The organism is Methylobacterium sp. 88A (genome assembly GCF_000376345.1).
Classification (GTDB): Bacteria; Pseudomonadota; Alphaproteobacteria; order Rhizobiales; family Beijerinckiaceae; genus Methylobacterium; species Methylobacterium bullatum.
Genome location: NZ_AQVT01000001.1, coordinates 3,475,591 through 3,501,505 on the forward strand (window position 1 = coordinate 3,475,591; position 25,915 = coordinate 3,501,505).

The following is a 25,915-nucleotide window of genomic DNA, read 5'->3' on the forward strand; positions in this document are numbered from 1 at the left end:
TGACGGGTCGCCGTAACAGTCAGTCGTAACAGTTATGCCGGAAAGAGCAACAAAATCAGTGATTTGCAGGCGGGACAACGGCTTAGCCGAGGGGTGCTGGGAATCCTCCCGCCCCAGCCATCCACGCAAACGGGCCGGCTCGCCGGGCGCACAAGATTGTCTGTCGTCACTTGTGTGCGGAATATCAGCCGCGACAATCCCCGCTGACTGATCTTTTGGAATTCGAACAGATCGAAGAGTCTGGTTGTTCTCAAACAACCTTGGTAAATTCCCATATTAAATTTCTAATTCAATACAGATGCAATTTTACGGCAGATTACAATAACAATAGATCGTTTATTTTTAAAAATATGATTCAATAGAATATCGGCAAAGTAAAATTAATCCATATATCTATAAATCTACAATATTACAAATTGTTATAGTAAAAATTATATTTCTCGTGTTCTAATGAAGCAAATTTCACTTATCATTGCGCCGATGATTCACCCCCTTGAGGGTGTGGCAAAATAAACCCTATGAGGCGAAGGAACTTATTGATCCATATTAAAATCAGAATTTTTCTGCTTGGTTGGGCAATATAAAGCAGATACCGTCGCGATGTTTCGCCAGCCAACGATAACGATATGTGAGTTCGCCATGGTGCCAGCCGCTTTCACCGCCGGCCTCGGAGTCGGTCTTTCGTTTCTTCTCGGACCCAATATCGGGGTCATCGCGCTGGTTCCGGTGCTCGTGCTGTGCATGATCCGCCTCTTTGGCGAACGTGTTCTCCGTATGATGGAAGATTGAACGGCCCACGGTCGAACGGAACTATCGTTCCGATGGCGTCGGATCTCTTACTGCGGTTGGTCATCGCCCCGGCGAAGGCGACCGATGATTTCGGCGAAAACCTCCGAGGTCGTGGCTTGGTCGTCGAGTGGATAGGCTGACCGCAGCCCGCCGATCAGGCTCTCCACCGTCCGTTTTCCGGGTGAGCGACGCCGCGCCGCAATGTGGCTGGCCGCACCGCGACCATTTTCATCCGAGCCGCCGGAGGAGCACTGAACTGACATCGCGTATACCCGTTGCCGTAGACGGTATCGGAGGTTCGCGCGTCGCGCCGGTCCTGGGCACTGCATCGAGCCCGACCTCCCTGTTCATGACGGACCAACATACAATATCGATGCCGCCGGGTGAGATCCTTGAAGCTCCGTCGAGCAGATCGCCTCCGCGACATGGCCGGGATGCTCGAAGAGAACATTTGGCCGCCCGGCAGCCAAAGCATCGCTTCGCGTATATCCCCATGATACGGCTCCGAAATCGCAACCGGCCGCCTTGGCCGCATCGTGGTCGCGCAATTCGTCGCCGATGTAGATGACGCTTCCGCGCGCTCCGGCCTTTCGCATGACCGCCGTCAGGCGTTTGGCCTTGCCGAACATCGATGCGCCGCAGGCATAGTGGCGGAAACGAGCGGCACAGGGCCCCAGGACGTGCCGGATATTGGCCTCGCTGTTCGAGCTGACGATCGCGAGGATGATGCCGGCCTCATCGAGATCGCGAAGCATGTCGCGAATGCCGGGAAACAGCGAGATCGCCTCGATATCGCGGGCCGCGAGGCCGTGCATGTGCCGGGTGATGAAAGGCAGCTTCCATGCAGGCACGCCGAGTTCGCGAATGAGGGCACGGGCGGAAAGGCCGCGAAGCGCCTCCGTCTCGGCAGGGTCGATGTGTCGGAAACGGTAGCGACGGGCGACACCGTTGATGACGCTGCAGAACCACGGGAAGGTATCGGCGAGCGTTCCGTCGAAATCGAAGACGACGAGTCCGTAGGGTTTGCCCATCACGCAGGCATTTCGTGCGAAAGCAGCCATTGCCCTGGCCACGCCCGCAGACGAAGTCGGCGATCGCCATGCCGGCACCGCCTCACCCCACCGGCAGTCGGAATTGCCGATGCGCCCGCGCCACGGCCTCGACACCGAAACCGGCGATGGGTCACTTGATCCATGCGGTCATTCCACTCCATCGAGGAAGAACCGACGAACGGCATAGGCCCGAAGGATGGGTTATCTCCTCCGAGCCGATTGTCTCGCAAACGAAGCGGTCTTGGGAAGTCAGGCCGCTTGCGACTCGGTGAGCGTCGGGTAGTCGATATAGCCCTCAGGTCCCTGGCTATACCACGTCGCCTGCACGTCCTTTTGCAGCGGAGCATGCGTCGCGATCCGCTCGACGAGATCGGGATTGGCGATGAAGGGCCGGCCGAAGGCGATGGCGTCGGCCTTACCATCGGCGAGGGCGGCCTCGGCAGCGGCGGGATCGTAATCCGAATTGAGGATCAGCGGCCCGTCGAAAGCCTGTCTGATCACGGGCGCCACCGGCGGGTGGTTCGGCTTGCCGAAGGTACCGTTCGGACCGGGTTCGCGCAGTTCGAGAAAGGCGATGCCGATCTTCGAGAGAGCGGCGGCGGCGGCACCAAACAGGGCGTCCGGGTTCGAATCGTCCACGCCCTGAATCTGGCCGTTCGGCGACAGGCGCACGCCGGTGCGGTCCTTCCCGATGGCGTCGGCCACGGTCTGCGTGACCTCCGTCAGCAGGCGGATGCGATTTTCGATGGAGCCGCCGTAGCGGTCGTCGCGGTGGTTGGTGTTGTCACGCAGGAACTGGTCGATGAGATAGCCATTCGCGGCGTGGATCTGCACGCCGTCGAATCCGGCGGCGATCGCATTGCGCGCGGCGCGGTCGTAATCCGCCAGGAGGCGCGGAATCTCGTCGACCGGCAGGGCGCGTGCCTCGGCATAGGGCTGCTTGCCCTCGTAGGTATGGGCCTCATCGGGGGCCGTGGTGGCGGAGGACGAGATCGGTGCCTTGCCGTCATTGAAGCTCGGATGCACCACGCGCCCCATATGCCAGAGCTGGCAGACGATCCTGCCCCCGGACTCATGGACCGCCTTCACCACGGGCTTCCAGGCTTCGACCTGCTCGTCCGACCAGATACCCGGCGCATAGGGCCAGCCGAGCCCTTCCTGGCTGATGCCCGTCGCCTCGGTGAGGATCACGCCCGCGCCGGCACGCTGGGTGTAATACTCGATCATGATCGGGGTCGGCACATGCTCCCTGGTGGCGCGGCCACGGGTGAGAGGCGCCATGAAGATGCGGTTCTTCGCATCGATCGCGCCGATGCGGATCGGGTCGTTCAGTGAAGGCATGAAGATCTCTCGTCAGAGTACAGCATAGGGAGCGCGACCGTTTCGGGTGCGCCCGCTGAGACCGTAGGTATGGCGCTAACGAGAGACCGTCAGGGGGACGGCTGGGCCGGGCGGCGCCACCTGTGCGCCGCCGCACGCCAGCGTACCCACAACATCGCCCCTGCAATCACCTTTCCGGCACCTGCCGAGGCTTCATCTCTGCGACCGTCCATCGGAGCCGAGCTTCAGAGATGCGCGAGCACCGCCAGCAGAAGCAGAGCGATGATGTTGGTGATCTTGATCGCGGGATTCACGGCCGGGCCGGCCGTATCCTTGTAGGGGTCGCCGACGGTGTCACCGGTCACCGCCGCCTTGTGAGCGTCGGAGCCCTTGCCGCCGTGGTGACCGTCTTCGATGTACTTCTTCGCATTGTCCCACGCCCCGCCGCCGGACGTCATCGAGATCGCCACGTAGAGGCCGGTGAGGATCACGCCGAGCAGGGACGCGCCAACCGTGGCGAAGGCCTGGTTCTTCCCGGCGATCGCCTGGATCGCGAAGAACAGCACGATGGGCGACAGGACCGGCAGGAGCGAAGGCAGGATCATTTCCTTGATCGCCGCGCGCGTGAGCATATCGACGGCCCGCCCGTAATCCGGACGGTCGGTGCCCGCCATGATACCGGGCTTCTCGCGGAACTGCCGCCGCACCTCCTCCACCACGGCACCGGCAGCACGGCCCACCGCCGTCATCGCCATGCCGCCGAACAGGAACGGGATCAGACCGCCGAGAAGCAGGCCAACGACGACGTAGGGGTTCGACAGGGAGAAATCGACGGTGACGCCCTGGAAGAAGCGGTACTGGGTCGGGCTTGCATTGGCGATGAAGTAGTCCAGATCGCTGGTATAGGCGGCAAACAGGACCAGGGCACCGAGACCGGCCGAGCCGATGGCGTAGCCCTTGGTGACGGCCTTGGTGGTGTTGCCGACGGCATCGAGCGCGTCGGTGGACTTGCGGACTTCCGGTGGCAAACCAGCCATCTCCGCGATACCCCCGGCATTGTCGGTGACGGGCCCGAACGCGTCGAGGGCGACGATGAAGCCGGCGAGCGCCAGCATGGCGGAAACGGCGATGGCGATGCCGAACAGGCCCGCCAGCGAGTAGGTGGCAATGATGCCCGCCACGATGACGAGCGCCGGCAGGGCCGTCGATTCCAGCGAGATCGCCAGGCCCTGGATCACGTTGGTGCCGTGGCCGGTGACGGAGGCGTCGGCGATGGACTTCACCGGGCGGAAGTTGGTGCCGGTATAGTATTCGGTGATCACCACGATGAGCGCGGTGATGACGAGGCCGATCACGGCGCAGCCGAACAGGCCGCCGGAGGTGAAGGTGACTCCGGCATTGGTCGTGAACTCGGTGGCGAAACCGCCGAACAGCGCAAAATTGACCAGCGCGATGGCGACGATGGAGAGCGCGCCTGCAGTGACGAGGCCCTTGTAGAGCGCTCCCATGATCGACTGGTTGGCCCCGAGCCGCACGGCATAGGTGCCGGCGATGGAGGTGAGGATGCAGGCCGAGCCGATGGCCAGCGGATAGAGCAGCATCGCCTCCAGCACGTTGCGGCCGCCGACATCGGTCTGACCGGCGAAGAAGATCGCCGCGAGTACCATGGTGGCGACGACGGTCACCGCGTAAGTTTCGAACAGATCGGCCGCCATGCCGGCGCAGTCGCCGACATTGTCACCCACATTGTCGGCGATGGTGGCGGGGTTGCGCGGATCGTCTTCCGGAATCCCGGCCTCGACCTTGCCGACGAGATCGCCGCCGACATCCGCGCCCTTGGTGAAGATGCCGCCGCCGAGGCGGGCGAAGATCGAGATCAAGGATGCGCCGAAGCCGAGCGCCACCAGGGAATCGATGACTTCGCGGCTGGCCGGCGCGAGGCCCGAAACGCGGGTGAGGAAGGTGTAGTACAGAGCGACTCCGAGGAGCGCGAGACCGGCCACGAACATGCCGGTGACGGCGCCGGACTTGAACGCGACGTCGAGCCCCGCTCCGAGGGAGGTGGAGGCCGCCTGCGCCGTGCGGACATTGGCGCGAACCGACACGTTCATCCCGATGAAGCCGGCGGCTCCCGAGAGTACGGCACCGATGAGGAAGCCGATGGCGACCTTGAGCCCCAGGAAATAGGCGAGCGCCACGAACAGGACCACGCCGACGATGCCGATGGTGGCGTATTGCCGGCGCAGATAGGCCTGTGCCCCTTCCGCGATCGCCCCGGCGATCTCCTGCATCCGCTGGGTGCCGGCGTCGCGTTTCATCACGTCGTTGATCGTGACGATACCGTAGGCGACGGCGCACAGCCCGCCCAGGATGATAAGCAACAATGCGGTCATTCTACCGTCCTTGCGTTGTTATCGTGATGACGAAGCTCGGCTGGCTGGCCGTGGGACGAGGCGCTTGATGCGTTTTAGGCATTCCCTCCCTGGGATGCCTGCTCTGAGTGCCAAACTTCCGAGACAAGAGCAAATGCTGTCTAGCTATTTTCGCAGCGAATATTTTTGCATTGCACAAATCGCTAAGCGTTTGATTGAACTCGTTCGTATTCGCATGTGCTCGCATTGGGCCTGGAGCAGGATGCAACGCAGCGAAACTTTGAGTGCCAACACTCGCTTCGGCATCGATTCCCAAATCGAGGGCAGTTTCAAAATCTCGGAAACGCGGTATCTCCTGAGACCATGACTCAGGCGGAACAGCAGACACCGGACCCGGCTCTCGCCAGGCTGAGCCTGGCGCTCGACGGGATACCCCAACGCGGGTTTCCGCCGGTGGAGCGCTGGCATCCGCCCTATTGCGGCGAGATCGACATGCGGATCGCCGCGGACGGAACCTGGTTCCACAACGGCTCGCCGATCCGCCGCCCGGCCCTCGTCAAGCTGTTCTCCTCCATCCTGCGGCGGGAGCCCGATGGCCGCATCGTCCTGGTGACGCCGGTGGAGAGCGTGGGCATCGTCGTGGACGATGCGCCCTTCGCTGCCGTGGAGATGGCGGCGGAGGGGGAAGGCGAGGCCCGGCGCATCGCGTTCCGCACCAATGTCGACGATCTCGTCACCGTCGACGCCAACCATGCCCTTCGCTTCGAGGAAGGCGGCGACGGAGGCTTGCGCCCCTATGTCCATGTCCGCCGCGACCTCTGGGCGCTCCTCACCCGCGCCACGACCTACGACCTCCTGGCGCTGGGAGAGGAACGCCTGATCGATGGCGTCTCGTGGTTCGGCATCGCCGGCGGCGGCAGCTTTCACACCGTCGCGCGCAGCGAAGGCGCATGAGCTTCGACGCGCTGTCCGACCTGCTCGACAGGGCCGGGCGGGGCCTCTTGCCAACTCCGCCCAAGGCCGGTGACCCGATATCGAACCCACGCGGAGACCACGACCTCGATCCCATCGGTATCGCGATCCCTCCGGGCAGACCGCATCGGCCAGCCGCGGTGCTGGTCCCCGTCATCGTCAGGGACGCGGAGCTCTTCGTGCTCTTCACCGTCAGGGCCTCGCACCTGCGGGACCATTCCGGCCAGATCGCCTTTCCCGGCGGCAAGATCGAACCCTCCGACAGGAGCCCGGCCGATGCCGCCCTTCGCGAAGCCCGGGAGGAGATCGGCCTTCGCCCCGACGACATCCGGATCCTCGGCTATCTCGACCCCTATCTGTCGGCCACGGGCTTCCTCGTGGTGCCGGTGGTGGGGCTCTGCGCGGGAGGGACACCGCTCGATCTCGATCCGGCCGAGGTGGCGGACGTCTTCGAAGTCCCTCTCGCTCGCCTGATGGACCCGGTTCGCCGCCGGCTCGGCGTCGGGGTCTGGCAGGATCGCCCGCGCCGCTACTACGCGATCCCTTTCGGGGACCGCATGATCTGGGGTGTGACGGCAGGGATCGTGAACAATCTCCACGAACGCTTGTTTCCGTGACATGACGGGCTTCCACCACCCCGTGAAAGCCACATGATCCGTCGCCTTTTCGAAGAAGCCCTCATCTTCCTGCTGCCCTTCGTGCTGTTCGGCCTCTATCTCGCGATCAGGGGCCGCAACCCGCGTCATGGCACCCATTGGGAAGGGTCGGTGTTCCGCCTGACCATGGGAGGGCTCGTTCTGGTGATCCTGTCTCTCGTCGTCGTGGGGTTGACCGGCGAGAAGCATCGCGGCGGCTATGTCCCGCCGAGCATCGAGAACGGCCAGGTCGTGCCCGGCCATTTCCAGTGACGAGCCGCGATCTTCAGCGGGACGGGCTGAACGCCCTTCTTGCGGATCAGGCCATCTCGCACGTGCTTTCCGTGCTGAAGGCGCCAGGAGAGGAAACCCGGATCGTCGGAGGGGTCGTCCGCGATGCCCTGCTCGGGCGGGTCGGGTCCGACATCGATCTCGCCACCACTCTACTGCCCGAGGATGTGATGCGGCGGGCAACGGCCGCCTCCTTGAAGGCAATCCCCACCGGGATCGAGCATGGAACGGTGACGATCCTGTTCGACGGCCGGGCCTTCGAGGTGACGACCCTCCGAGAGGATGTCGAGACCGACGGGCGGCATGCGGTGGTGAGGTTCGGGCGCGATTTCGCCCGCGATGCCGAGCGCCGCGACTTCACGATCAACGCCCTGTCCCTGAGCGGGGACGGCGCCTTGCACGACACGACGGGAGGCGAAGCGGATCTTCACGCGGGCCGCGTCCGCTTCATCGGGGATGCGGCGACCCGAATCCGCGAAGACGCTCTGCGCATCCTGCGCTTCTTCCGCTTCCATGCCCGCTACGGCATCGGAGCACCCGACGAGGAGGGGTTACGGGCAGCGGCCGACGCGGCGGAGGCCCTCGACGGCCTGTCGCGCGAGCGGGTTCGTTCGGAACTCCTGAAGCTCCTGGAAGCGCCTGGCGCCGTCCAAGCCGCCGCGGAAATGAGGGGAGCCGGGCTGCTAGCACGCATTGTCGGCACCGAAGGTCATCTCGACCGCCTGGAACGGGCCGTTTCGATGAGTGCGAATCATGGCTTGCCGCAGAGCGCTGTCGCACGGCTCGCCGCCCTGGCCGTCGATTCCGGCACCGATGCCGAGCGACTGAGACAAACGCTGCGCCTATCGAACGAGGAACAGGCCTGCCTTCAGGCGTATGCGGCGGCGAGGGGGGCGATAGAGCGTCTGCCCGTCATTGCGGCGGCAGATGTACGGCGCCTCGTCGCGACACAGGATCTGGGCGGCTTGGCCCTTGTCGTCGCCGTGATGGGCGACCAGCGAATGAGTGAGATGAGCGTGGAGGCTCGCTTGGCCTTCGAGCGGTTCCTCGACGGCACCCAACCCGTACCCGTCTTTCCCCTGAGCGGGGGCGACCTCATCGCGGCGGGCGTCCCACCGGGCCGTTCGATCGGGAAGGGACTCGCAGCCAGCCATGCTTTCTGGCTCGAACGGGGATGTCCCTCCGGGAAGGAGGAGCGCACCCTCCTCCTCGATCATGCCGTCGCCACCGCCCGCTCGAAAGCCTGAGCGCGGCGAAGAAATCAGAAGTTGAGAGCGACCTTGGCATCCTGAAGCTGGACGATCTGACCGCTGATCTCGTCCTTCTTGGCGAAATCTTCGGTGGCATCGCGCTGTAATTCGAGGGCGGCGATATCCTTGTCGAGGGAATCAGGCGTGATTTCCTCGAACGGATTGGCTCGCTCGGCGATCACGGTGACCATCGTCGGACCGATATCGGCGAAGCCACCGCGCACCAGCACGCGCTCGCCGGCATGCCCCGCCTCGTTGATGACGATGACGCCGACCTTGAGGGCGGTGAGAACCGGAGCATGACCCGGCAGCACGGTCATCTCGCCCTCGACGCCGGGAAGCTGCACGGCCTCGATCTGACCGGAATAGACCGTCCGCTCGGGGCCGACGAAATCGAACTGGAAAGTGGCCATGACGTCGCGAGTCCCGATTCGGGTTGTCATTTAGAACCGATGGCGCAGCGGCCTGAGCCCTGCGCCATAATGTGTTTCAGGCGCGTGCCCGACCGGCGACGAAGCCAACCCCGAGGCCAAGGGCCGCACCGATCACGGCGAAGATGCCGATGTGCTGCATCTGGCCGGTGGTCAATGAGCCGCCGCTGGTACCTGCCGGTTTGTCGCCCTGAACCTCAAGGCTGAAGTCGCCGATCCTGATCTCGGCAGCCTGAGGCCGGGTAAGATACCCGGCCAAGGCGCCGACCACGAGTCCGACGAGGAGAAGGCCAATCTTAGCGTTCATGCGCTCAGGCCGCAGCCGCTATCTTCTTCGCCTTCTCCTTGGCGTCCTCGATCGTGCCGACCATGTAGAACGCCGCCTCCGGCAGATCGTCGTAATCGCCGTTCACCAAGCCCTTGAAGCCCTTGATCGTGTCGGCCAGCGGGACCTGGATGCCGGGCGAGCCGGTGAAGATCTCGGCCACCGAGAAGGGCTGCGAGAAGAAGCGCTCGATCTTGCGGGCGCGGGCAACGGTGAGCTTGTCCTCTTCCGAGAGCTCATCCATGCCCAGGATCGCGATGATGTCCTGCAGGGCCTTGTAGCGCTGCAGGGTCTGCTGGACGCGGCGGGCGACGTCGTAATGCTCCTCACCGAGAACGGCGGGGTTGAGCATGCGCGAGGTCGAGTCCAGCGGATCCACGGCCGGGTAGATGCCCTTCTCGGCGATGGACCGCGAGAGCACGGTGGTGGCGTCCAAGTGGGCGAACGACGCGGCGGGCGCCGGATCGGTCAGATCGTCGGCTGGCACGTAGATGGCCTGCACCGATGTGATCGAGCCCTTGGTGGTGGTGGTGATGCGCTCCTGCAGGGCGCCCATGTCGGTGGCCAGCGTCGGCTGGTAACCCACGGCGGAGGGGATGCGGCCGAGGAGAGCCGACACTTCCGAGCCGGCCTGGGTGAAGCGGAAGATGTTGTCCACGAAGAACAGCACATCCTGGCCCTGGTCGCGGAAATCCTCGGCGATGGTGAGGCCGGTGAGAGCCACGCGCGAGCGGGCGCCGGGAGACTCGTTCATCTGGCCGTAGACGAGCGCGCACTTGGAGCCTTCGGCCGAGCCGTTGTTCTCCTTCGGGTCCATGTTGACCTTGGACTCGATCATCTCGTGGTAGAGATCGTTACCCTCGCGGGTGCGCTCACCGACGCCGGCGAACACCGAGTAGCCCGAGTGCACCTTGGCGATGTTGTTGATGAGCTCCATGATCAGCACGGTCTTGCCGACGCCGGCGCCGCCGAACAGGCCGATCTTGCCGCCCTTGGCGTAAGGGGCGAGGAGATCGACCACCTTGATGCCGGTGACGAGGATCTGCGACTCAGTGGACTGCTCTGCGTAGGACGGCGCGGGCTGGTGGATGGCGCGCAGGGTGTCCGACTGGATCGGGCCGGCCTCGTCGATCGGCTCGCCGATGACGTTCATGATTCGGCCGAGGGTGTTGAAGCCGACCGGTACCTTGATGGCTTCGCCGGTGTCGGTGACTTCCTGGCCACGAACGAGGCCTTCCGACGTGTCCATGGCGACGCAGCGCACGGTGCTCTCACCGAGTTGCATGGCCACTTCGAGAACGAGGCGGTTGCCGTTGTTCTTGGTCTCGAGGGCGTTGAGGATCTCCGGCAGGTGGCCGTCGAAGTGAACGTCGACCACGGGGCCGATGACCTGGGTGATCTTGCCGACCTTGTTGGAGCCAGCGCCGGGGAGAGCGGTGTTCGCCATGTTACGGGTCCTTCGAATATGTTGCGGTCAGGGCGACGGGGAGCGCTTAGAGCGCTTCGGCACCCGAGATGATTTCGATGAGTTCCTTGGTGATCATGGCCTGACGCGTACGGTTGTAGATCTGCGTCTGCTTCTTGATCATCTCGCCCGCGTTGCGCGTGGCGGAATCCATGGCGCCCGTGCGTGCGCCCTGCTCGGAGGCCGCGTTCTCCAGGAGAGCGCGGAACACCTGGACGGTGAGGTTGCGCGGCAGCAGCGTGTCGAGGATCGCTTCCTCGCTCGGCTCGAACTCCAGAGCGGCATCCGGAGCGGTACCGCCGGCTGCGGGCAGCTCGGCCGGGATGAGCTTCTGGGCGGTCGGCACCTGGGCGATGACGGAGCGAAAGCGCGAATAGAACAGCGTCGCCACGTCGAACTCGCCGTCGTCGAAACGCGAGATGATGCTCTGCGCGATCTCGGCGGCGAACTCATAATCCACCGGCTTGTTGCCGCGCAGGTCACGGCTTTCGATGATCTGGTCGCGGTACTGGCGACGCAGGAGGTCGTAGCCTTTCTTGCCGACCGTGACGATCTTCACCGTCTTGCCCTCGGCCGTCAGCGTGCGGATGTGCTCGCGGGCCAAACGCACGATCGACGAGTTGAAGCCGCCGCAGAGGCCGCGGTCAGCCGTGCAGACGACCAGCAGGTGAACCTTGTCGGCTCCCGTGCCGGACAGAAGCTTCGGACCCTGGACGCCACCGACGAGGTTCGCGGCGAGGTTGCCGAGCACCTGGGACATCTTCTCGGCATAAGGGCGTGCGTTCTCGGCGGCATTCTGCGCCCGCCGCAGCTTTGCCGCGGCGACCATCTGCATCGCCTTGGTAATCTTCTGCGTGCCCTTCACCGAAGCGATGCGGTTACGCAGATCCTTCAAACTCGCCATGGGGTGACTTCCAGATCCGTTCGGTGCGGTTCGACGCCATCTCTCTTCCCCTCGCGTGAGGAAGAGCCGGAGTTGGGGGTGGTGTCGAAGAGGTCTCGGCCGGTCCGGCACACCTCCACCCCAGTCCCCTCCCCGCTAAGGGAGGGGATCATCGACTGGCTTTAGGCCAGCGACTTGGCGACGCTCTCGACGACGCCCTTCAGCGTCTTCGCGCTGTCGTCGGACAGATCCTTCGAGTCACGGATCTTGGTGAGCAGGTCGGCGTGCTTGGTGCGCAGGGTCGAGAGCAGCGCGTCCTCGAAGGGACGGACCTTCGACACGGGAAGAGCGTCGAGATAGCCGTTCACGCCGGCATAAATCACCGCAACCTGCTCTTCCATCTTCAGCGGCGAGAATTGCGGCTGCTTCAGGAGCTCGGTGAGGCGCGAGCCACGGTTCAGGAGCTTCTGGGTCGAGGCGTCGAGATCCGAGCCGAACTGCGCGAAGGCAGCCATCTCGCGGTACTGGGCGAGCTCGCCCTTGATCTTGCCGGCGACCTTCTTCATCGCCTTCGTCTGGGCCGAAGAGCCCACTCGGGAGACCGAGAGGCCGACGTTCACCGCAGGACGGATGCCCTGGTAGAACAGGTCGGTCTCGAGGAAGATCTGGCCGTCGGTGATCGAGATCACGTTGGTCGGGATGTAGGCAGAGACGTCGTTGGCCTGGGTCTCGATGACCGGAAGCGCGGTCAGTGAGCCGTTGCCGGCGGCATCGCCCATCTTGGCGGCGCGCTCGAGCAGGCGCGAGTGAAGATAGAACACGTCGCCGGGATAAGCTTCGCGGCCCGGTGGGCGGCGCAGCAGCAGCGACATCTGGCGGTAGGCCACGGCCTGCTTGGAGAGATCGTCGTACACGATCACGGCGTGCATGGCGTTGTCGCGGAAATACTCGCCCATGGCGCAGCCGGCGAAGGGTGCGATGAACTGCATCGGAGCAGCGTCCGAAGCGGTGGCGGCGATGACGATGGAATATTCCAGCGCTCCGTTGTCTTCGAGCGACTTCACGAACTGCGCGACGGTCGACCGCTTCTGGCCGATAGCGACGTAAACGCAATAGAGCTTGGCGTTCTCGTCGGTGCCAGCATGGGCCGGCTTCTGGTTGAGGATCGTATCGAGGGCGATGGCGGTCTTGCCGGTCTGGCGATCGCCGATGATGAGCTCGCGCTGGCCACGGCCGACGGGGATGAGCGCGTCGATGGCCTTGAGGCCGGTGGCCATCGGCTCATGCACCGACTTGCGCGGGATGATGCCGGGCGCCTTCACGTCGACGCGGCGACGCTCGGTGGTGGCGATGGGGCCCTTGCCGTCGATGGGGTTGCCCAGCGCGTCGACGACGCGGCCGAGGAGTGCCTTGCCGACCGGAACGTCCACGATGGCGCCGGTGCGCTTGACGGTCTGGCCTTCCTTGATGTCGCGATCGGACCCGAAGATCACGATGCCGACGTTGTCCTGCTCGAGGTTGAGAGCCATGCCGCGCACGCCCGACTCGAACTCGACCATCTCGCCGGCCTGGACGCTGTCGAGGCCGTAGGCGCGGGCGATGCCGTCACCTACGGAGAGTACTTGGCCTACCTCGGTGACTTCGGCGTCCTGGCCGAAATTCTTGATCTGCTCTTTCAGGATCGCGGAGATCTCGGCAGCGCGGATGTCCATCGTCTGGCCTCTTTAAATTCGGAACGAAGTTGCTGTGGAGAAAACGGGAGCGGTCGTGCGCCGGGGCGCCGACCTCAGGCTTCCCGCATCGCGAGTCGAATACCGTTGAGCTTGGTCCGCAGGGACGCATCCACCATCCTGCTGCCGATCTTGACGATGAGACCGCCGATCAGGGCCGGATCCACCCGCAGGTCGAGATCGATCTCGGACCGGGCGACATCGCGCAAGGAAGCCTTGATCTCTTCAAGGACGGCGTCGGAGGGGCGCTCGGCCACCGTGACTTCGGCCCGCACGATGCCCTTCGAGGCGGCCACGAGCCGATTGAAGCAGCGGATCATGTCCGGCAGCACGAACAGGCGCCGGTTTGCGGCGGCGAGACGGATGAAGTTGGCGCCGAGCCCGGTGATCCCGGCCTTGTCGAGGATGGCGCCGATGGCGGCTTCCTGCTGCTCGCCGGTGAAGACCGGGCTGCGCACGAGGCGCATCAGGTCAGCGCTCTCGTTCAAAAGGCCGTCGAATTGCTGAAGGGTCGCCGCCACCGCATCGATCTGGCGCTCGTCGCGGGCCAGCTCGAACAGTGCGGAGGCATAGCGACCTGCTACGCCTGCAACCGGGGAACCCGCCTCGGAACTGGTCTGCGCCACGCGCCACTCTCTCTTTTAATCCGGCCCGAGGTTCCGGCCCGTGACACCGTTCTCGGCGTCGGCTCTGAAACCGTCAGGAATGGGAACCGCCTCGAAATACAGGTCTGAAACCCGTCCTCCCGGCGCGGCGAGGGCCTAGCATGCGTGTTGGGGAGGCGCAAGACGAAGACGGCGCTGCATAAGCTTGTGCGGCGCGCGGTCGTGCGATCATCCCCAATCCGCGCAAACGATGGCGAAGGTGAGGCGCGGACCGGGTGGCATCGGTCGGGACCTACGACAAGGACCGTCAACAGGCGATCTGGTCGCAACGGCGCATGGCGCCAATCATCCGGGCGAGGGATTTCGCTCCCGGATGCCCGAGCAGGCCGGTATTGCCGAGGACGTAGGAGGGAGTCGCCACGAGGCCGAGGTCGGCGGCCATCCGCATCTGCGCCCTCAGGGCGAGTCGCACCTCGTCGCTGTCGGCGATCGTCTCGATCTCGGAAGCGGAAACACCCAGGGTGGCGGCAACCTGAAGCGCGCCGCCGCCGTCGATCTTGCCCGGCTTGGCGAGGAGCCTCTGGTAGAGCGTCCAGGCTGCGGCTGAGCCCAGCTTGCGCTGGATCGCCAAGGCGACCTTCGCCGCCTGCGCCGATTGCGGCGAGAGAATCGGGTTGTTGACGAGCCCGATCCGCAAAGCGGCATCGCTTGCGGCGAGCGACACCATGTCGACCGCCGCCTTCCGGCAATACGGGCAATTATAGTCGAAGAACTCGTAGAGCGTGATTTCCGCCTCGCGGGCGCCCACGTATGTGACACCCTTCAACGCGGGGATTTCTCCGACGATCTCGCCCGGGAGCCGCGTGTTCGCGATGGGTCGGCCGTCGTCGTTATCGACCTTGAAGGTCTGGCCGTATCCCTGGGCCACACTCGCGCCGGAGGAGGAGACGAGAGAGGCCAGGCTCACGGCCCCGGTCAGGAAAGTTCGACGGTCGATGGTCATGGGAACCAAGCCTCGAATGTGCGCGGTTTCCAATCATTCGGCACCGCAGGTCGCGCCTCATAATCCCGGTTCGTGACCGTATCCAGTCCGCCGGTGCCCGCAACGGGGATCGTTCCAGCACAGCCAGTCCGTCCGTCAATGAGATATCGTTCCATGTCCCAGAACCGGGCACCTAAAAGGGCCTCCGCTTCGTCTTACCAAATATCAAAATAATCAGAGAAACAGTCGACATTGTATAATTCTAAAGGCAGAACCGACATAGATTTATACAGGAATATATATTTATATTTGAGAAAAACCAAAATCAATGGCGAGTTCACTCACCTAATTTGAAATACAAACACATCTTGTTCAATTTTTATAACGTTATCGTGATGGGCGATTTCTGATTTTTGCGATCCAGTGAGGATCTCGTTAACTTGGCAGATAGAAACGCGAGCGTATCAAAGATTGCAGGGTCGAGCGCGGCGATCCACCCCCAACCCTTACGCGTCAAATAGGGTGATGAACTTCTTCACGAACAGCGATCTCCGGTCCAAGATCGACGCACTGGATCGCTCTCAAGCGGTCATCGAATTCGATACCGATGGCAAGGTACTGACGGCCAACGGGAATTTTCTTGCTGCAATCGGCTACGAACTGTCCGAGATCCAGGGCAAGCATCACAGCCTGTTCGTCGAACCGGCGTTCCGGGAGAGCCAGGATTACCGTGCCTTCTGGACCGCCTTGGCCGCCGGCACCTTCCAATCCGGCGAGTTCAAGCGCATCGGCAAGGCCGGGCGCGAGATCTGGCTGCAGGCCACCTACAATCCCATCCTCGGACGCGACGGCAAGACCACCAAGATCGTCAAGTTCTCGTCCGACATCACCGAACGGGTGATGCAGTCGATCAACGACGAGGTTCAGATCAAGGCCCTCCACCGCTCTCAGGCGGTGATCGAGTTCGCCCTCGACGGCACCATCCTCACCGCCAACCGGAACTTCCTCGACGTGATGGGCTACGACCTGTCCGAGATTCAGGGGAAGCATCACAGCCTGTTCGTCGATCCCGCTCTGCGCGCCGGCGCCGAATACAAGAGCTTCTGGGACGAGCTCGGGCGCGGCGAGTATCAGGCCGACGAGTACCGGCGGATCGCCAAGGGCGGACACGAGGTCTTCATCCAGGGCACCTACAACCCGATCCTCGACCGTGCAGGACGCCCGCTGAAGGTCGTCAAATTCTGCATCGACGTGACGCGGCAGGTTCTGGAGCGAAAGCGGCGCGCCGACATCCAGATCTCGATCGCCACCGACCTCAACGCCATCGCGGGATCCGCCTCCGGTGCGTCGCAGCAGGCCGGTCAGGCCGCGCTGGCTTCGACGCAGGTCTCCGCCGACATCCAGACCGTGGCGTCCGGCGCCGAGGAGCTTGCTGCGTCGGTGTCCGAGATCAGCATGCAGGTCACTCACGCGTCCGAGATTTCCGGTCAGGCGGTGAGGCAGGCTCAGGAAACCAGCACCATCATCGCCGGCCTGTCCGGTGCGGCGACCCGAATCGGCGAGGTCGTCGCCCTGATCCAGGGCATCGCGGCACAGACCAACCTTCTCGCTCTCAATGCCACGATCGAGGCGGCACGGGCCGGTGAGGCGGGGCGGGGCTTCGCCGTGGTCGCCACCGAGGTGAAGGCACTGGCTGCCCAGACTTCCAAGGCCACCGAACAGATCACCGCTCAGATCGCGTCGACCCAGCAGGCGACGCAGGACGCGGTGGGGGCCATCACCTCGATCCAGGACACGATCATGACTCTGAACGAGGTCGCGAGCGCGATCTCGGCCGCGGTGGAGGAGCAGAGCGCCGTCACCCGTGAGATGTCGGCCAGCATGCAGACCGCCTCGAACGGCGTCACCCTCATCACCGGTAGCCTCAGCGAAATCGCCCGCTCCACCGAAGAGGTCGACGAGGCCACGCAGAAAGTCAGAACCGCCTCACAAGAGGCTGCCTGAAGCTTCACCGGTCCTGATTCTATCGAGGCGAGAAATGCGGTCGCGGCCCGACAAGGCTCGCGACCGATCTTTTTTCATGACGCCGCCTCGCGGCCTCGAATTAACCCGGCCGTTTCGGTGAGGGATCAGCGGCGCCTATCGCATCGCCCCCGGCCGGTCCCCGGTCGCCCAGGCGAGAGCCTGCTCAAGCCGGTCGTTGCCCCAGAACAATTCGCCGTCGCCGGTCAAAAAGGTCGGGGCGCCGAAGATGCCGCGCGAGCGCGCCTCCTCTCCGTTGACGCGCAGACGCCCCTTGTTGCCCTCCAGAGCCGCGGCCTTGAGGATCACGGTGCCGTCGAGACCAAGCCGGTTGAGGATGCCGGCCACGGCCTGGGGTTCGGCGATGGAGTGCCCGACGGCAAACTGGGTTTCGTAGACGGCTTTCGAGAAGGGAACGAGCCAGTCGTGATCCATGCCGTAGGTGGCTGCGCGCGTGGCGCTCAGGCTGTTCTGCGGGAACGGGTCGGGCCGTTTCAGCGGCGGCAGGCCTTGCCGCGCCGCCTCGCGCTCCACGTCCCGCCACATGTGCCGTCCCTTGGCGGGGAAGAGATTGAACGGCGAGGAATTCCAGCCCTGGCTGGCGAAAATAGGCCCCAGGAGAAACGGCCGCCATCGCAGGTCGACGCCGGCGGCTTGCGCCATCGCATCGATCCGCATGGCCGCCAGGTAGGAGTAGGTGGAGGAGAACTCGTACCAGAATTCGAGGGTCGGCCGTCTCGGCATTCGTCGAATCTCCGGCGTGGGATCAAGAGTGAGGTCGGATTACGCAGTTTCGGCTGTCGCGGCCAGGGCGGCAACAGGGTCCGCTGCCGCGGCCGTGGAAAGCGGGGCCGATACCTCTGCAACGTCTCCTGCGGCATGCCGGTTGCACGACGCGGCTCTCGGCTGATAAGTCGCCCCCACGTCACGAGAACCGAAGCGAGCCCCATGTCAGACGCGAATCCGAAGCCCGTCAACAAGGTCGTGCTCGCCTATTCCGGTGGCCTCGACACCTCGATCATCCTGAAATGGCTGCAGACCACCTATGGCTGCGAGGTCATCACGTTCACGGCCGATCTGGGCCAGGGCGAGGAACTCGAGCCCGCGCGAAAGAAGGCCGAACTGCTCGGCATCAAGCCGGAAAACATCTTCATCGAAGACCTGCGCGAGGAGTTCGTGCGCGACTACGTCTTCCCGATGTTCCGCGCCAACGCGGTCTACGAGGGCGTCTATCTCCTCGGCACCTCCATCGCCCGCCCGCTCATCGCCAAGAAGCAGATCGAGATCGCCGAACGTCTCGGCGCCGATGCGGTCTGTCACGGCGCCACCGGCAAGGGCAACGATCAGGTCCGGTTCGAGCTCGGCTATTATGCCTTGAAGCCCGATGTGACCGTCATCGCCCCCTGGCGCGAATGGGACCTCAAAAGCCGTGAGCAGCTCATCGCCTTCGCCGAGCAGCACCAGATCCCGATCTCCAAGGACAAGCGCGGCGAGAGTCCGTTCTCAGTGGACGCGAACCTTCTCCACGCCTCCTCCGAGGGTAAGGTCCTGGAAGATCCGGCCGATGAGGTGCCGGATTACGTCTACTCGCGGACCCTCTCGCCGGAAGAGGCCCCCGACACCCCGACCATCGTCACGATCGGCTTCGAGAAGGGTGACGCGGTCTCCATCGACGGCGAGCGCCTCTCCCCTGCCACTCTTCTGGCCAAGCTCAACCAGCTCGGCCATGACAACGGCATTGGCCGTCTCGATCTCGTGGAGAACCGCTTCGTCGGCATGAAGAGCCGAGGCATGTACGAAACGCCGGGCGGGACGATCCTGCTGCCGGCCCACCGCGCCATCGAGTCGATCACGCTGGACCGTGGTGCGGCCCATCTCAAAGATCAGATCATGCCGCAATATGCGGAGCTGATCTATAACGGCTTCTGGTTCTCGCCCGAGCGCGAGATGCTTCAGGCTCTCATCGACAAGAGCCAGGAAATGGTCACCGGCGAGGTCCGGCTGAAGCTCTACAAGGGCGGCATCCACGTCATCGGCCGCACCAGCCCGAACTCCCTCTACGATCAGGATCTCGTTACCTTCGAGGAGGGCGCGGTGGCCTACGACCATCGCGACGCGGCGGGCTTCATCAAGCTCAACGCCCTGCGGCTGCGCACCCTGGCGCAGCGCAAGAAGAAGCTCGGGGCATAGGCCTCGGGATCCACCCCTCCCCCGTCGCGGGGAGGGGTTTACGCGGCGCTCAGACGGCAGCCCAGCGGTTGCCCACCTTGCCGAAGGGGCCGGGGCCGAGATCGCCATAGCGCAGGAAGATCTGCAGGGCCGGCTGCATCTCGTGATGCACCGCCGGTATCTCGGTCCCCGCTCCATAGGGCTCGGCCGTGTCGAAGGCCGGCACGTCGCGGCCCTCGTCCCAGACGATGTTGAGCTTCGGCACCAGGGCCAGATGCTGGGCCGTGACGTCGAAGGTCACGTGCTCGGGCGTCTCGCCCGACGCCTCGTCGCGGAACACGTCGCCGACATCCTCCGAGGAGAGCTTGGCCAAGGTGTTGTGGTAGGCGTAGCGCCCCGGCTTCAGCACGGCGTTATGGAGGAAGACCGCGAGCGCATCGCCGAGCGCCCGGTGTTCCTCGTCCGCCCCGTCATCGTCCCCGGTGACGTTGAAGATGTCCCCGTCGCGGTCGGTGCTGCCATAGGGCGCATCGGGATGCACGATGGGCGCGCCCTGCCCGGCCGGGTTCCAGGCCACCACCATCCGGCGGATCAGGGCGATCCGCTCGAGGGTGAGGTCGAAGGTTGTGCTGTCGGCCATGTCGCGTCCGCTATCGGTGTTATGTTCGTCGTGTCTCGCATCCGCCCCGTCACGGGCCGGCCCCGGCCGCCTGCCGGAGAATGGACGGCTCTATGACACGTGTTGCGGCAAGCCTCCACGTGTGTGGATTCAGCGAAGGCAGCCCATCAATCCACCGACCCCATTCATCCGCCCCTGGATGCGGGTGGCGACCGCACGCACGCCGCGAGACGGCAGAGCCGCATTGCGTTGGATCGGGTTCGGCAGAACGGCGGCGAGCAGGCTCGCCTCGCTGCGGTTGAGGTTCCGCGCGCTCTTTCCGAACCAGCGCTGCGCCGCCGCCTCGGCGCCGTACACACCGTCCCCCCATTCGGCGATGTTGAGATAGACCTCCATCATCCGCCGCTTGCCCCACAGGGCGTCGGCCATGACCGCGAGGGGAATTTCGAGGCCTTTCCGGATGAAGGAACGGCCCGGCCAGAGAAACACGTTCTTCACGGCCTGCATGGAGATTGTCGAAGCCCCGCGGCTCGGCCCCTCGTCATCATCCACTACGTCGCGCAGGGCGCCCCAATCGACGCCGTTGTGAAGGCAGAAGCGCTGGTCCTCGGACGCGATGACGGCCTGGACGAGAAACGGCGAGATCGCATCGAGGGGGACGGCCTCCCGGCTGACGGGCTTACCGCTGACCCATCGCGCCAGCATCAGGGTTGAGGGCGGCGTCAGCGCACTATAGACGAGCCCCAGAACAAGAATCAGGGCCAGCAACATGACGGGGAGCAGCATGACGAGGCCGACGAACCGCCTCACCCAATGCTTCCTTCGTCCTTGGCGGATGGAATCGAGATCGCGCGCATGGCGTGATCGCGAATCGCTGTCTTCCGCCGCGCCGTCGCGCCGTTCCTGAATCCGTACCTCCCGCACAACGACGCGCCCATTCTTGACCAAGGCCCTTCTTACGATGACCTCACCAAAAGCATCCCACGCTTCGGTCAAGGCGGACGCATCCCAGGCGTTTTCCCACAAGCTTTCGAGCGTGGCCGACGCCGTCGAGGCGTTTCTGGCCGAACGACTCGGTCCCGAGACGCAGGCGGGCGAGATCACGCGGCCCGTTCGCCTGATGGAGGCCATGCGTCACGCCGTTCTCGGCGGCGGCAAGCGTCTGCGCCCGTTCCTGGCGGTGGAGACCGCCCGGATGCTGGGCGGCTCCGAGGCCGGGGCGCTGGCCGCCGGTTCGGCCATCGAGCTCGTCCATTGCTACTCCCTCGTCCACGACGACATGCCGGCCATGGACGACGACGACATGCGGCGCGGCAAGCCCACCGTCCATAAGGCCTATGACGAAGCCACCGCCATCCTCGTCGGCGATGCCCTCCAGACCCTCGCCTTCGAAATCCTGGCCGATTCCGCATGGCAGCCGGACCCGTCGATCCGCGCGGACCTCGTACTGGGCCTCGCCAAGGCCTCGGGCCTCGGCGGCATGGTCGGTGGGCAGATCCTCGATCTGGGCGCGGAAGGACGCTTCGGCGCCGTCTCCCTGGACGTCGAGGACACGCTCCAACTCCAGGCGATGAAGACCGGCGCCATTCTCGCCTTTTCGGTGGATGCGGGAGCCCTCGTGGGCGGAGCGACACCCGACCAGCGCGCCGCCCTGTGGCGCTACGGGCTCGCCCTCGGCCAGGCCTTCCAGATCGCCGACGACATCCTCGACCGCGAGGCCTCGCCGGAAGCCATGGGTAAGGCCACCGGCAAGGACAAGGATGCCGGCAAGGCGACCCTCGTCGACCGGCTCGGCATCGACGGAGCCCGCGCCGAATGCGACCGCCTCGTCGGCATCTGCGAGGAGGCTGTCTCCGCCTGGGGCGACAAGGCCCAGACTCTGCGGGAAGCGGCGCGGTTCACGGTGGCGCGTAAGGTCTAAAAATAATTTTGCCACGCCCGCGGGCCTCGAAACTCCGGGTCGCGGGATCTCCTTGGTGTGAGGGGTTGGGCCGGCTCCAAGACATCCGTCGTCATTCGGGGTCTGCGTAGCCGCGCTCGGAATGACGGCGTGATACCCCGGGCGTCGTGCGGGACCGGCAGCGGCGCGAATGTAAGCCGTGCCCCGACCCGCCGCGATGTTGCATCGCGGCGGGTCCATGCTATCAGGCGTCCATGCATCTCAAGCGGTTCATCGACTTTCTTGGCCTGACTCCGCCGTAGGCGGAGGCTGAGCAGATCGTGTTCCGTCCATGCCCGATGAGCGCTGAAGCGCCCGGGCCTCCAGATGCCTGTCCCTGCCGACGCTTCGCGCACGGGGACCCTCGAAAGCTTTATCCATGAACCGTCAGCACCTCCGGAGCGAGTGGGCTCCCGACGTCACGCGTGAACTCCTGGCCGGAACGGTGGTCGCCCTCGCGCTGATCCCCGAGGCCATCGCCTTCTCGATCATCGCGGGCGTGGACCCCAAGGTCGGTCTCTACGCATCGTTCTGCATCGCGGTGATCTCGGCTTTCGCCGGCGGACGCCCGGCCATGATCTCGGCGGCCACCGGCGCCATGTCCCTGGTCATGGTGACCCTCGTGAAGGAACACGGGCTCGGCTACCTGTTCGCCGCGACCATCCTCACCGGCCTCCTGCAGCTCGCGGCGAGCCTGATGCGCCTCGGCAACCTGATGCGCTTCGTCTCGCGCTCGGTGGTCACCGGCTTCGTCAACGCCCTGGCGATCCTGATCTTCCTCGCGCAGATGCCGGAGCTCATCGGGCGAGGGCCGGTCGTCTACGCGATGACCGCCATCGGCCTCGCGATGATCTACGGCCTGCCCTACCTGACGAAGGCAGTCCCCTCCCCGCTGATCACGATCCTCGTCCTCACCGGAATCTCGGTCTGGTTCGGGTTCGATATCCGGACCGTGGGCGATATGGGCGCCCTGCCGAGCGAATTGCCCGTCTTCGCCCTGCCCCAGGTCCCGTTCACCCTGGAGACCCTGCGGATCATCCTGCCCTATGCGCTCACCCTGGCAATGGTCGGGCTGCTGGAGAGCATGATGACGGCGGCCATCCTCGACGAGATGACCGACACGACCTCCGACAAGAATCGCGAATGCGCCGGCCAGGGCCTCGCCAACGTCACCTCCGGCCTGTTCGGCGGCATGGCCGGCTGCGCCATGATCGGGCAATCGGTCATCAACGTCTCGTCCGGTGGTCGGGGCCGCCTCTCGACGCTGTGGGCCGGCGCGTTCCTGTTGTTCCTCATCGTCGTGCTCGGCCCCTACGTGGCACGAATTCCCATGGCGGCCCTGGTGGCAGTGATGATCATGGTGTCGATCAATACCTTCCAGTGGAACTCCGTCCGCACGCTGCTGACCCATCCGAAGAGTTCGAGCGCTGTCATGCTGGGCACGGTGGCCGTCGTCGTCACCACCCACGACCTCGCCAAGGGCGTCCTCTTCGGCGTCATCCTCTCGGGCCTGTTCTTCGCCCATAAGGTGACCCGGTTCTTCCGCGTGTCTTCGGTGCGGGACGAGGGGAGCCGGGTGCGGACCTACCGGGTGAGCGGGCAGATCTTTTTCGCCACGGCCGAGGCCTTTCACTCCGCCTTCGATTTCCGCGAGGACGACCTGGATTCCGTCATCATCGATCTTGCTGCATCGCATTTCTGGGACATCACCAGCATCAACGCATTGGACCGAGTGGTGCTGAAATTTCGCCATCACGGCGTTCCGGTCGAGATCTCCGGAATGAACGAAGCGACGGCAATGCTCGTGGACCAGGTCGGCACACATCAGAAGCCGGGTGCCGCGCTCGCCGGCTCGGGACATTGAGCGTCACGATCCGGTCGAGCCGGAGAACCACCGACTGATTTGCAGGACCGCACTGAGCCGTCCCCGGTGCCGCAGCCCCGGGAACGCGGCCTGGAGCCTCAGCTCCGACATGCCGTGAACGCCTCGGTCCGGCATGGGGCAAGTCCGTTCGACTCCCCGATGTTCCGTCCATGTCCCACCTGTGGTGGACAATCGCTGTAACGCCGCGCCGCTTCGCGCTCTATATTAAAAAAACAGAAATTTAATTATCGGATGATAAGTACGAAGTCGGGCACAGCGGAAGAGCATCGGCCATGTTGGCGAACTTAAAAATAATTAATAAGCTTATGCTTGTGATTTCATTGATGGCGACAATCATCGGAGGTTGCATCTGGTACGCAACATCACAGATGACGGCCATCGACGATTCTTATACTGTCTATCTCGACAAAAATGCAAAGGGAGCGACTGCGGGCGTCCGGCTCAATCGTACCGTTTTTCAGATGAGCTATATTGCATTTCGCATCCTCGCGGAGCCCAACCTTGGCGACAGAAAGCGTGTCAGCGCCACCTTTGAGGGGCTTCCCGCCAATGCGGCACAGTTGATCGAAAACATTCGGGAAACGGCACCAACGTTCAAAGCTCAGACCGACATAGTAGCGGCGCTCCTCGGTGAGTTCATCCGGAGCATCGAGGAAATGCGCGGACTCGCCGACAATGACATGGGCGAGGCGGCGCTGGCTGTGGCCCATACGAAAGTCGATCCGGTGCAGCAGAAGCTGTTCACCGCGTGTCGGCAGTTGGTGGAGGACATCGACGCGATGATCCAGAAGGGCTCCAACGATCTGACCGTTCAGACCACGACGACCCGCCGTTTCACCATGATCCTGTCCACCGCGGGCGTGGCCACGGGCGTGCTCGCCGCGATCTTCGTCGTCATCTTCGGCATCACACGACCGCTCCGCAGACTGACCGATGTGCTGCAGCGCATGGCCCGGGGAGAGGTCGACGCCGAAATCGCCGAAACCCGCCGCCGCGACGAGATCGGCATGATCGGCAAGGCCGTGGAAGGCATCAAGGCCATGGTCGCGCAGAAGGCGGCCGAGCAGGCCGAGATCCGACGCGTCGCGGACGAGGCCGCGGCGACCGAGCGCCGCCGGACGATGGTCGAACTCGCCGATACCTTCGAAGGAGCGGTGGGCGGCATCATCGGCATGCTGTCATCGTCGTCCACGGAGCTTCAGACCACCGCCCAGACCATGACCGCCACCGCCGCGGAGACCGCGAGCCAGTCCACCACCGTGGCAGCCGCCGCGGAGGAAGCAGCGACGAATGTCGGAACGGTGGCGGCCGCCGCCGAAGAACTGGGCGTTTCCGTCCAGGAGATCGGCCGTCAAGTCACCGGTTCGGCCACGCTGGCCCAGAGAGCGGTCGCCGAAGCGGACCAGACCGCCGCCTTCGTTCATACTTTGTCACAAGCGGCGACCCATGTCGGCCAGGTCGTCGGTTTGATCGCCAACATCGCCGGGCAGACCAACTTGCTGGCCCTCAACGCGACCATCGAGGCGGCCCGTGCAGGCGAGGCGGGACGCGGCTTCGCGGTGGTCGCCACCGAGGTCAAGGAACTGGCGAGCCAGACAGCGCGAGCCACCGAGGAGATTTCCAGCCAGATCGCGCAGATTCAAGAGGCGACAGGTCAAGCGGTAGCGGCGATCGCCGGCATCACGAACCGTATCCGCGAGATCGATGTCGTGGCCACCGCCATTGCCGCCGCTGTGGAGGAACAGGGAGCGGCGACGCAGGAGATCGTTCGCAACGTCGCCCAGGCGGCGACGGGCACCGGCGAGGTGACCCGCAACATCGCCGGTGTGGCCGGTGCGGCCGAGGATACGGGTGCGGCGGCGACCCAGGTGCTGTCCTCGGCCTCCGAACTATCTCGCCAATCCGAGCATCTCAACGCCGAAGTGGCACGCTTCCTCACCACCGTGAGAGCAGCCTGATCCACCCGAACGGGTGAGAGGCCGCATCGATGTCTTTCGGCCGGCCACCCGGTCGAGGATGCAAGGAGGTGCCGGGGCGGTGATCGTCGTCCCGGCTGGCCCACAGGCTTCGGTTGGATCTCGCGATCCCGTCGCCCGTCGTCTGGCGCGAACAGCCGATTCTGGCCGCGACCGAGCAAATCGCAGTGTCGTGCGAGCCGTGCCCATTCTGATGATCCCCG

The 25,915-nt window shown here is 64.3% G+C and carries 23 protein-coding genes; 9 read left to right on the forward strand and 14 right to left on the reverse strand.

Annotation, left to right across the window (positions count from 1 at the left end; translation table 11 throughout):
- Positions 1-552: 552 nt before the first annotated feature.
- From A3OM_RS25915 to A3OM_RS0116670, 4 genes are all read right to left on the reverse strand, one after another.
- Entirely contained in the window at positions 553-798 is a 246-nt protein-coding gene (locus A3OM_RS25915) for a hypothetical protein (protein WP_157196498.1), read from the reverse strand.
- Between the two features lie 338 nt (positions 799-1,136).
- The gene (locus A3OM_RS0116660; protein WP_018044905.1) at positions 1,137-1,820 is read right to left on the reverse strand and encodes an HAD-IA family hydrolase; all 684 of its coding nucleotides are present in this window, start codon (positions 1,818-1,820) and stop codon (positions 1,137-1,139) included.
- Positions 1,821-2,090: 270 nt separating this feature from the next.
- A complete protein-coding gene (locus A3OM_RS0116665; protein ID WP_018044906.1) occupies positions 2,091-3,182 on the reverse strand; it encodes an alkene reductase in 1,092 nt (363 codons plus the stop codon).
- A gap of 224 nt (positions 3,183-3,406) precedes the next feature.
- Positions 3,407-5,554: a sodium-translocating pyrophosphatase gene (locus A3OM_RS0116670; RefSeq protein WP_018044907.1), complete on the reverse strand. Its 2,148-nt coding sequence runs from the start codon at positions 5,552-5,554 to the stop codon at positions 3,407-3,409.
- 342 nt (positions 5,555-5,896) lie between these two features.
- On the opposite strand from A3OM_RS0116670, the gene A3OM_RS0116675 reads away from it, so the two are divergent.
- The 4 genes from A3OM_RS0116675 to A3OM_RS0116690 are packed head-to-tail and all read left to right on the forward strand — an operon-like array spanning position 5,897 to position 8,678.
- Positions 5,897-6,487: a DUF1285 domain-containing protein gene (locus tag A3OM_RS0116675; protein ID WP_018044908.1), complete on the forward strand. Its 591-nt coding sequence runs from the start codon at positions 5,897-5,899 to the stop codon at positions 6,485-6,487.
- Positions 6,484-7,122 carry a CoA pyrophosphatase gene (locus tag A3OM_RS0116680; RefSeq protein ID WP_018044909.1) on the forward strand — a complete coding sequence of 213 codons (639 nt, stop codon included), beginning with the start codon at positions 6,484-6,486 and terminating at the stop codon, positions 7,120-7,122. The genes A3OM_RS0116675 and A3OM_RS0116680 overlap by 4 nt, the downstream gene beginning before the upstream one ends.
- A 33-nt stretch (positions 7,123-7,155) precedes the next feature.
- A complete protein-coding gene (locus A3OM_RS0116685) occupies positions 7,156-7,413 on the forward strand; it encodes a DUF6111 family protein (protein WP_018044910.1) in 258 nt (85 codons plus the stop codon).
- Positions 7,410-8,678: a CCA tRNA nucleotidyltransferase gene (locus A3OM_RS0116690; RefSeq protein WP_018044911.1), complete on the forward strand. Its 1,269-nt coding sequence runs from the start codon at positions 7,410-7,412 to the stop codon at positions 8,676-8,678. Before A3OM_RS0116685 ends, A3OM_RS0116690 begins: the two co-directional genes overlap by 4 nt.
- A gap of 14 nt (positions 8,679-8,692) precedes the next feature.
- On the opposite strand, the gene atpC is transcribed toward A3OM_RS0116690, so the two are convergent.
- The 7 genes from atpC to A3OM_RS0116725 form a co-directional block, all read right to left on the reverse strand.
- Positions 8,693-9,094 (reverse strand): ATP synthase F1 subunit epsilon, encoded by a 402-nt coding sequence (gene atpC, locus A3OM_RS0116695; protein WP_018044912.1) that lies wholly within the window; start codon positions 9,092-9,094, stop codon positions 8,693-8,695.
- A gap of 76 nt (positions 9,095-9,170) precedes the next feature.
- Complete coding sequence (locus A3OM_RS0116700; RefSeq protein WP_018044913.1) at positions 9,171-9,419, reverse strand: hypothetical protein; 249 nt, start codon at positions 9,417-9,419, stop codon at positions 9,171-9,173.
- A 4-nt stretch (positions 9,420-9,423) separates the two neighbouring features.
- Complete coding sequence (gene atpD / locus A3OM_RS0116705) at positions 9,424-10,884, reverse strand: F0F1 ATP synthase subunit beta (RefSeq protein WP_018044914.1); 1,461 nt, start codon at positions 10,882-10,884, stop codon at positions 9,424-9,426.
- A 46-nt stretch (positions 10,885-10,930) separates the two neighbouring features.
- Positions 10,931-11,806 carry a F0F1 ATP synthase subunit gamma gene (locus A3OM_RS0116710; protein ID WP_018044915.1) on the reverse strand — a complete coding sequence of 292 codons (876 nt, stop codon included), beginning with the start codon at positions 11,804-11,806 and terminating at the stop codon, positions 10,931-10,933.
- A gap of 161 nt (positions 11,807-11,967) precedes the next feature.
- On the reverse strand, positions 11,968-13,497 hold the full coding sequence (gene atpA, locus A3OM_RS0116715) for a F0F1 ATP synthase subunit alpha (RefSeq protein ID WP_018044916.1): 1,530 nt from the start codon (positions 13,495-13,497) through the stop codon (positions 11,968-11,970).
- A gap of 74 nt (positions 13,498-13,571) precedes the next feature.
- Positions 13,572-14,141: a F0F1 ATP synthase subunit delta gene (locus tag A3OM_RS0116720; RefSeq protein WP_018044917.1), complete on the reverse strand. Its 570-nt coding sequence runs from the start codon at positions 14,139-14,141 to the stop codon at positions 13,572-13,574.
- A gap of 286 nt (positions 14,142-14,427) precedes the next feature.
- A complete protein-coding gene (locus tag A3OM_RS0116725; protein ID WP_018044918.1) occupies positions 14,428-15,123 on the reverse strand; it encodes a DsbA family protein in 696 nt (231 codons plus the stop codon).
- 504 nt (positions 15,124-15,627) lie between these two features.
- On the opposite strand from A3OM_RS0116725, the gene A3OM_RS0116730 reads away from it, so the two are divergent.
- The gene (locus A3OM_RS0116730; protein ID WP_018044919.1) at positions 15,628-17,106 is read left to right on the forward strand and encodes a PAS domain-containing methyl-accepting chemotaxis protein; all 1,479 of its coding nucleotides are present in this window, start codon (positions 15,628-15,630) and stop codon (positions 17,104-17,106) included.
- A 135-nt stretch (positions 17,107-17,241) separates the two neighbouring features.
- Here A3OM_RS0116730 and A3OM_RS0116735 read toward each other — a convergent pair whose 3' ends face one another.
- Positions 17,242-17,868 carry a 2-hydroxychromene-2-carboxylate isomerase gene (locus A3OM_RS0116735; protein WP_018044920.1) on the reverse strand — a complete coding sequence of 209 codons (627 nt, stop codon included), beginning with the start codon at positions 17,866-17,868 and terminating at the stop codon, positions 17,242-17,244.
- Between the two features lie 204 nt (positions 17,869-18,072).
- On the opposite strand from A3OM_RS0116735, the gene A3OM_RS0116740 reads away from it, so the two are divergent.
- The gene (locus A3OM_RS0116740) at positions 18,073-19,314 is read left to right on the forward strand and encodes an argininosuccinate synthase (RefSeq protein WP_018044921.1); all 1,242 of its coding nucleotides are present in this window, start codon (positions 18,073-18,075) and stop codon (positions 19,312-19,314) included.
- Between the two features lie 49 nt (positions 19,315-19,363).
- Here A3OM_RS0116740 and A3OM_RS0116745 read toward each other — a convergent pair whose 3' ends face one another.
- Together A3OM_RS0116745 and mtgA are read right to left on the reverse strand one after the other, a co-directional pair.
- A complete protein-coding gene (locus A3OM_RS0116745; RefSeq protein ID WP_018044922.1) occupies positions 19,364-19,933 on the reverse strand; it encodes a hypothetical protein in 570 nt (189 codons plus the stop codon).
- A 129-nt stretch (positions 19,934-20,062) separates the two neighbouring features.
- Positions 20,063-20,722, reverse strand: coding sequence for a monofunctional biosynthetic peptidoglycan transglycosylase (mtgA, locus tag A3OM_RS0116750; protein WP_157196499.1), 660 nt, complete (start codon positions 20,720-20,722; stop codon positions 20,063-20,065).
- Positions 20,723-20,873: 151 nt separating this feature from the next.
- On the opposite strand from mtgA, the gene A3OM_RS0116755 reads away from it, so the two are divergent.
- The 3 genes from A3OM_RS0116755 (at position 20,874) to A3OM_RS0116770 (ending at position 25,694) form a co-directional block, all read left to right on the forward strand.
- Positions 20,874-21,833 (forward strand): polyprenyl synthetase family protein, encoded by a 960-nt coding sequence (locus A3OM_RS0116755; RefSeq protein WP_026176129.1) that lies wholly within the window; start codon positions 20,874-20,876, stop codon positions 21,831-21,833.
- A 397-nt stretch (positions 21,834-22,230) separates the two neighbouring features.
- On the forward strand, positions 22,231-23,715 hold the full coding sequence (locus A3OM_RS0116760; RefSeq protein ID WP_018044925.1) for a SulP family inorganic anion transporter: 1,485 nt from the start codon (positions 22,231-22,233) through the stop codon (positions 23,713-23,715).
- 293 nt (positions 23,716-24,008) lie between these two features.
- Positions 24,009-25,694, forward strand: coding sequence for a HAMP domain-containing methyl-accepting chemotaxis protein (locus A3OM_RS0116770; RefSeq protein WP_026176130.1), 1,686 nt, complete (start codon positions 24,009-24,011; stop codon positions 25,692-25,694).
- Positions 25,695-25,915 lie beyond the last annotated feature (221 nt).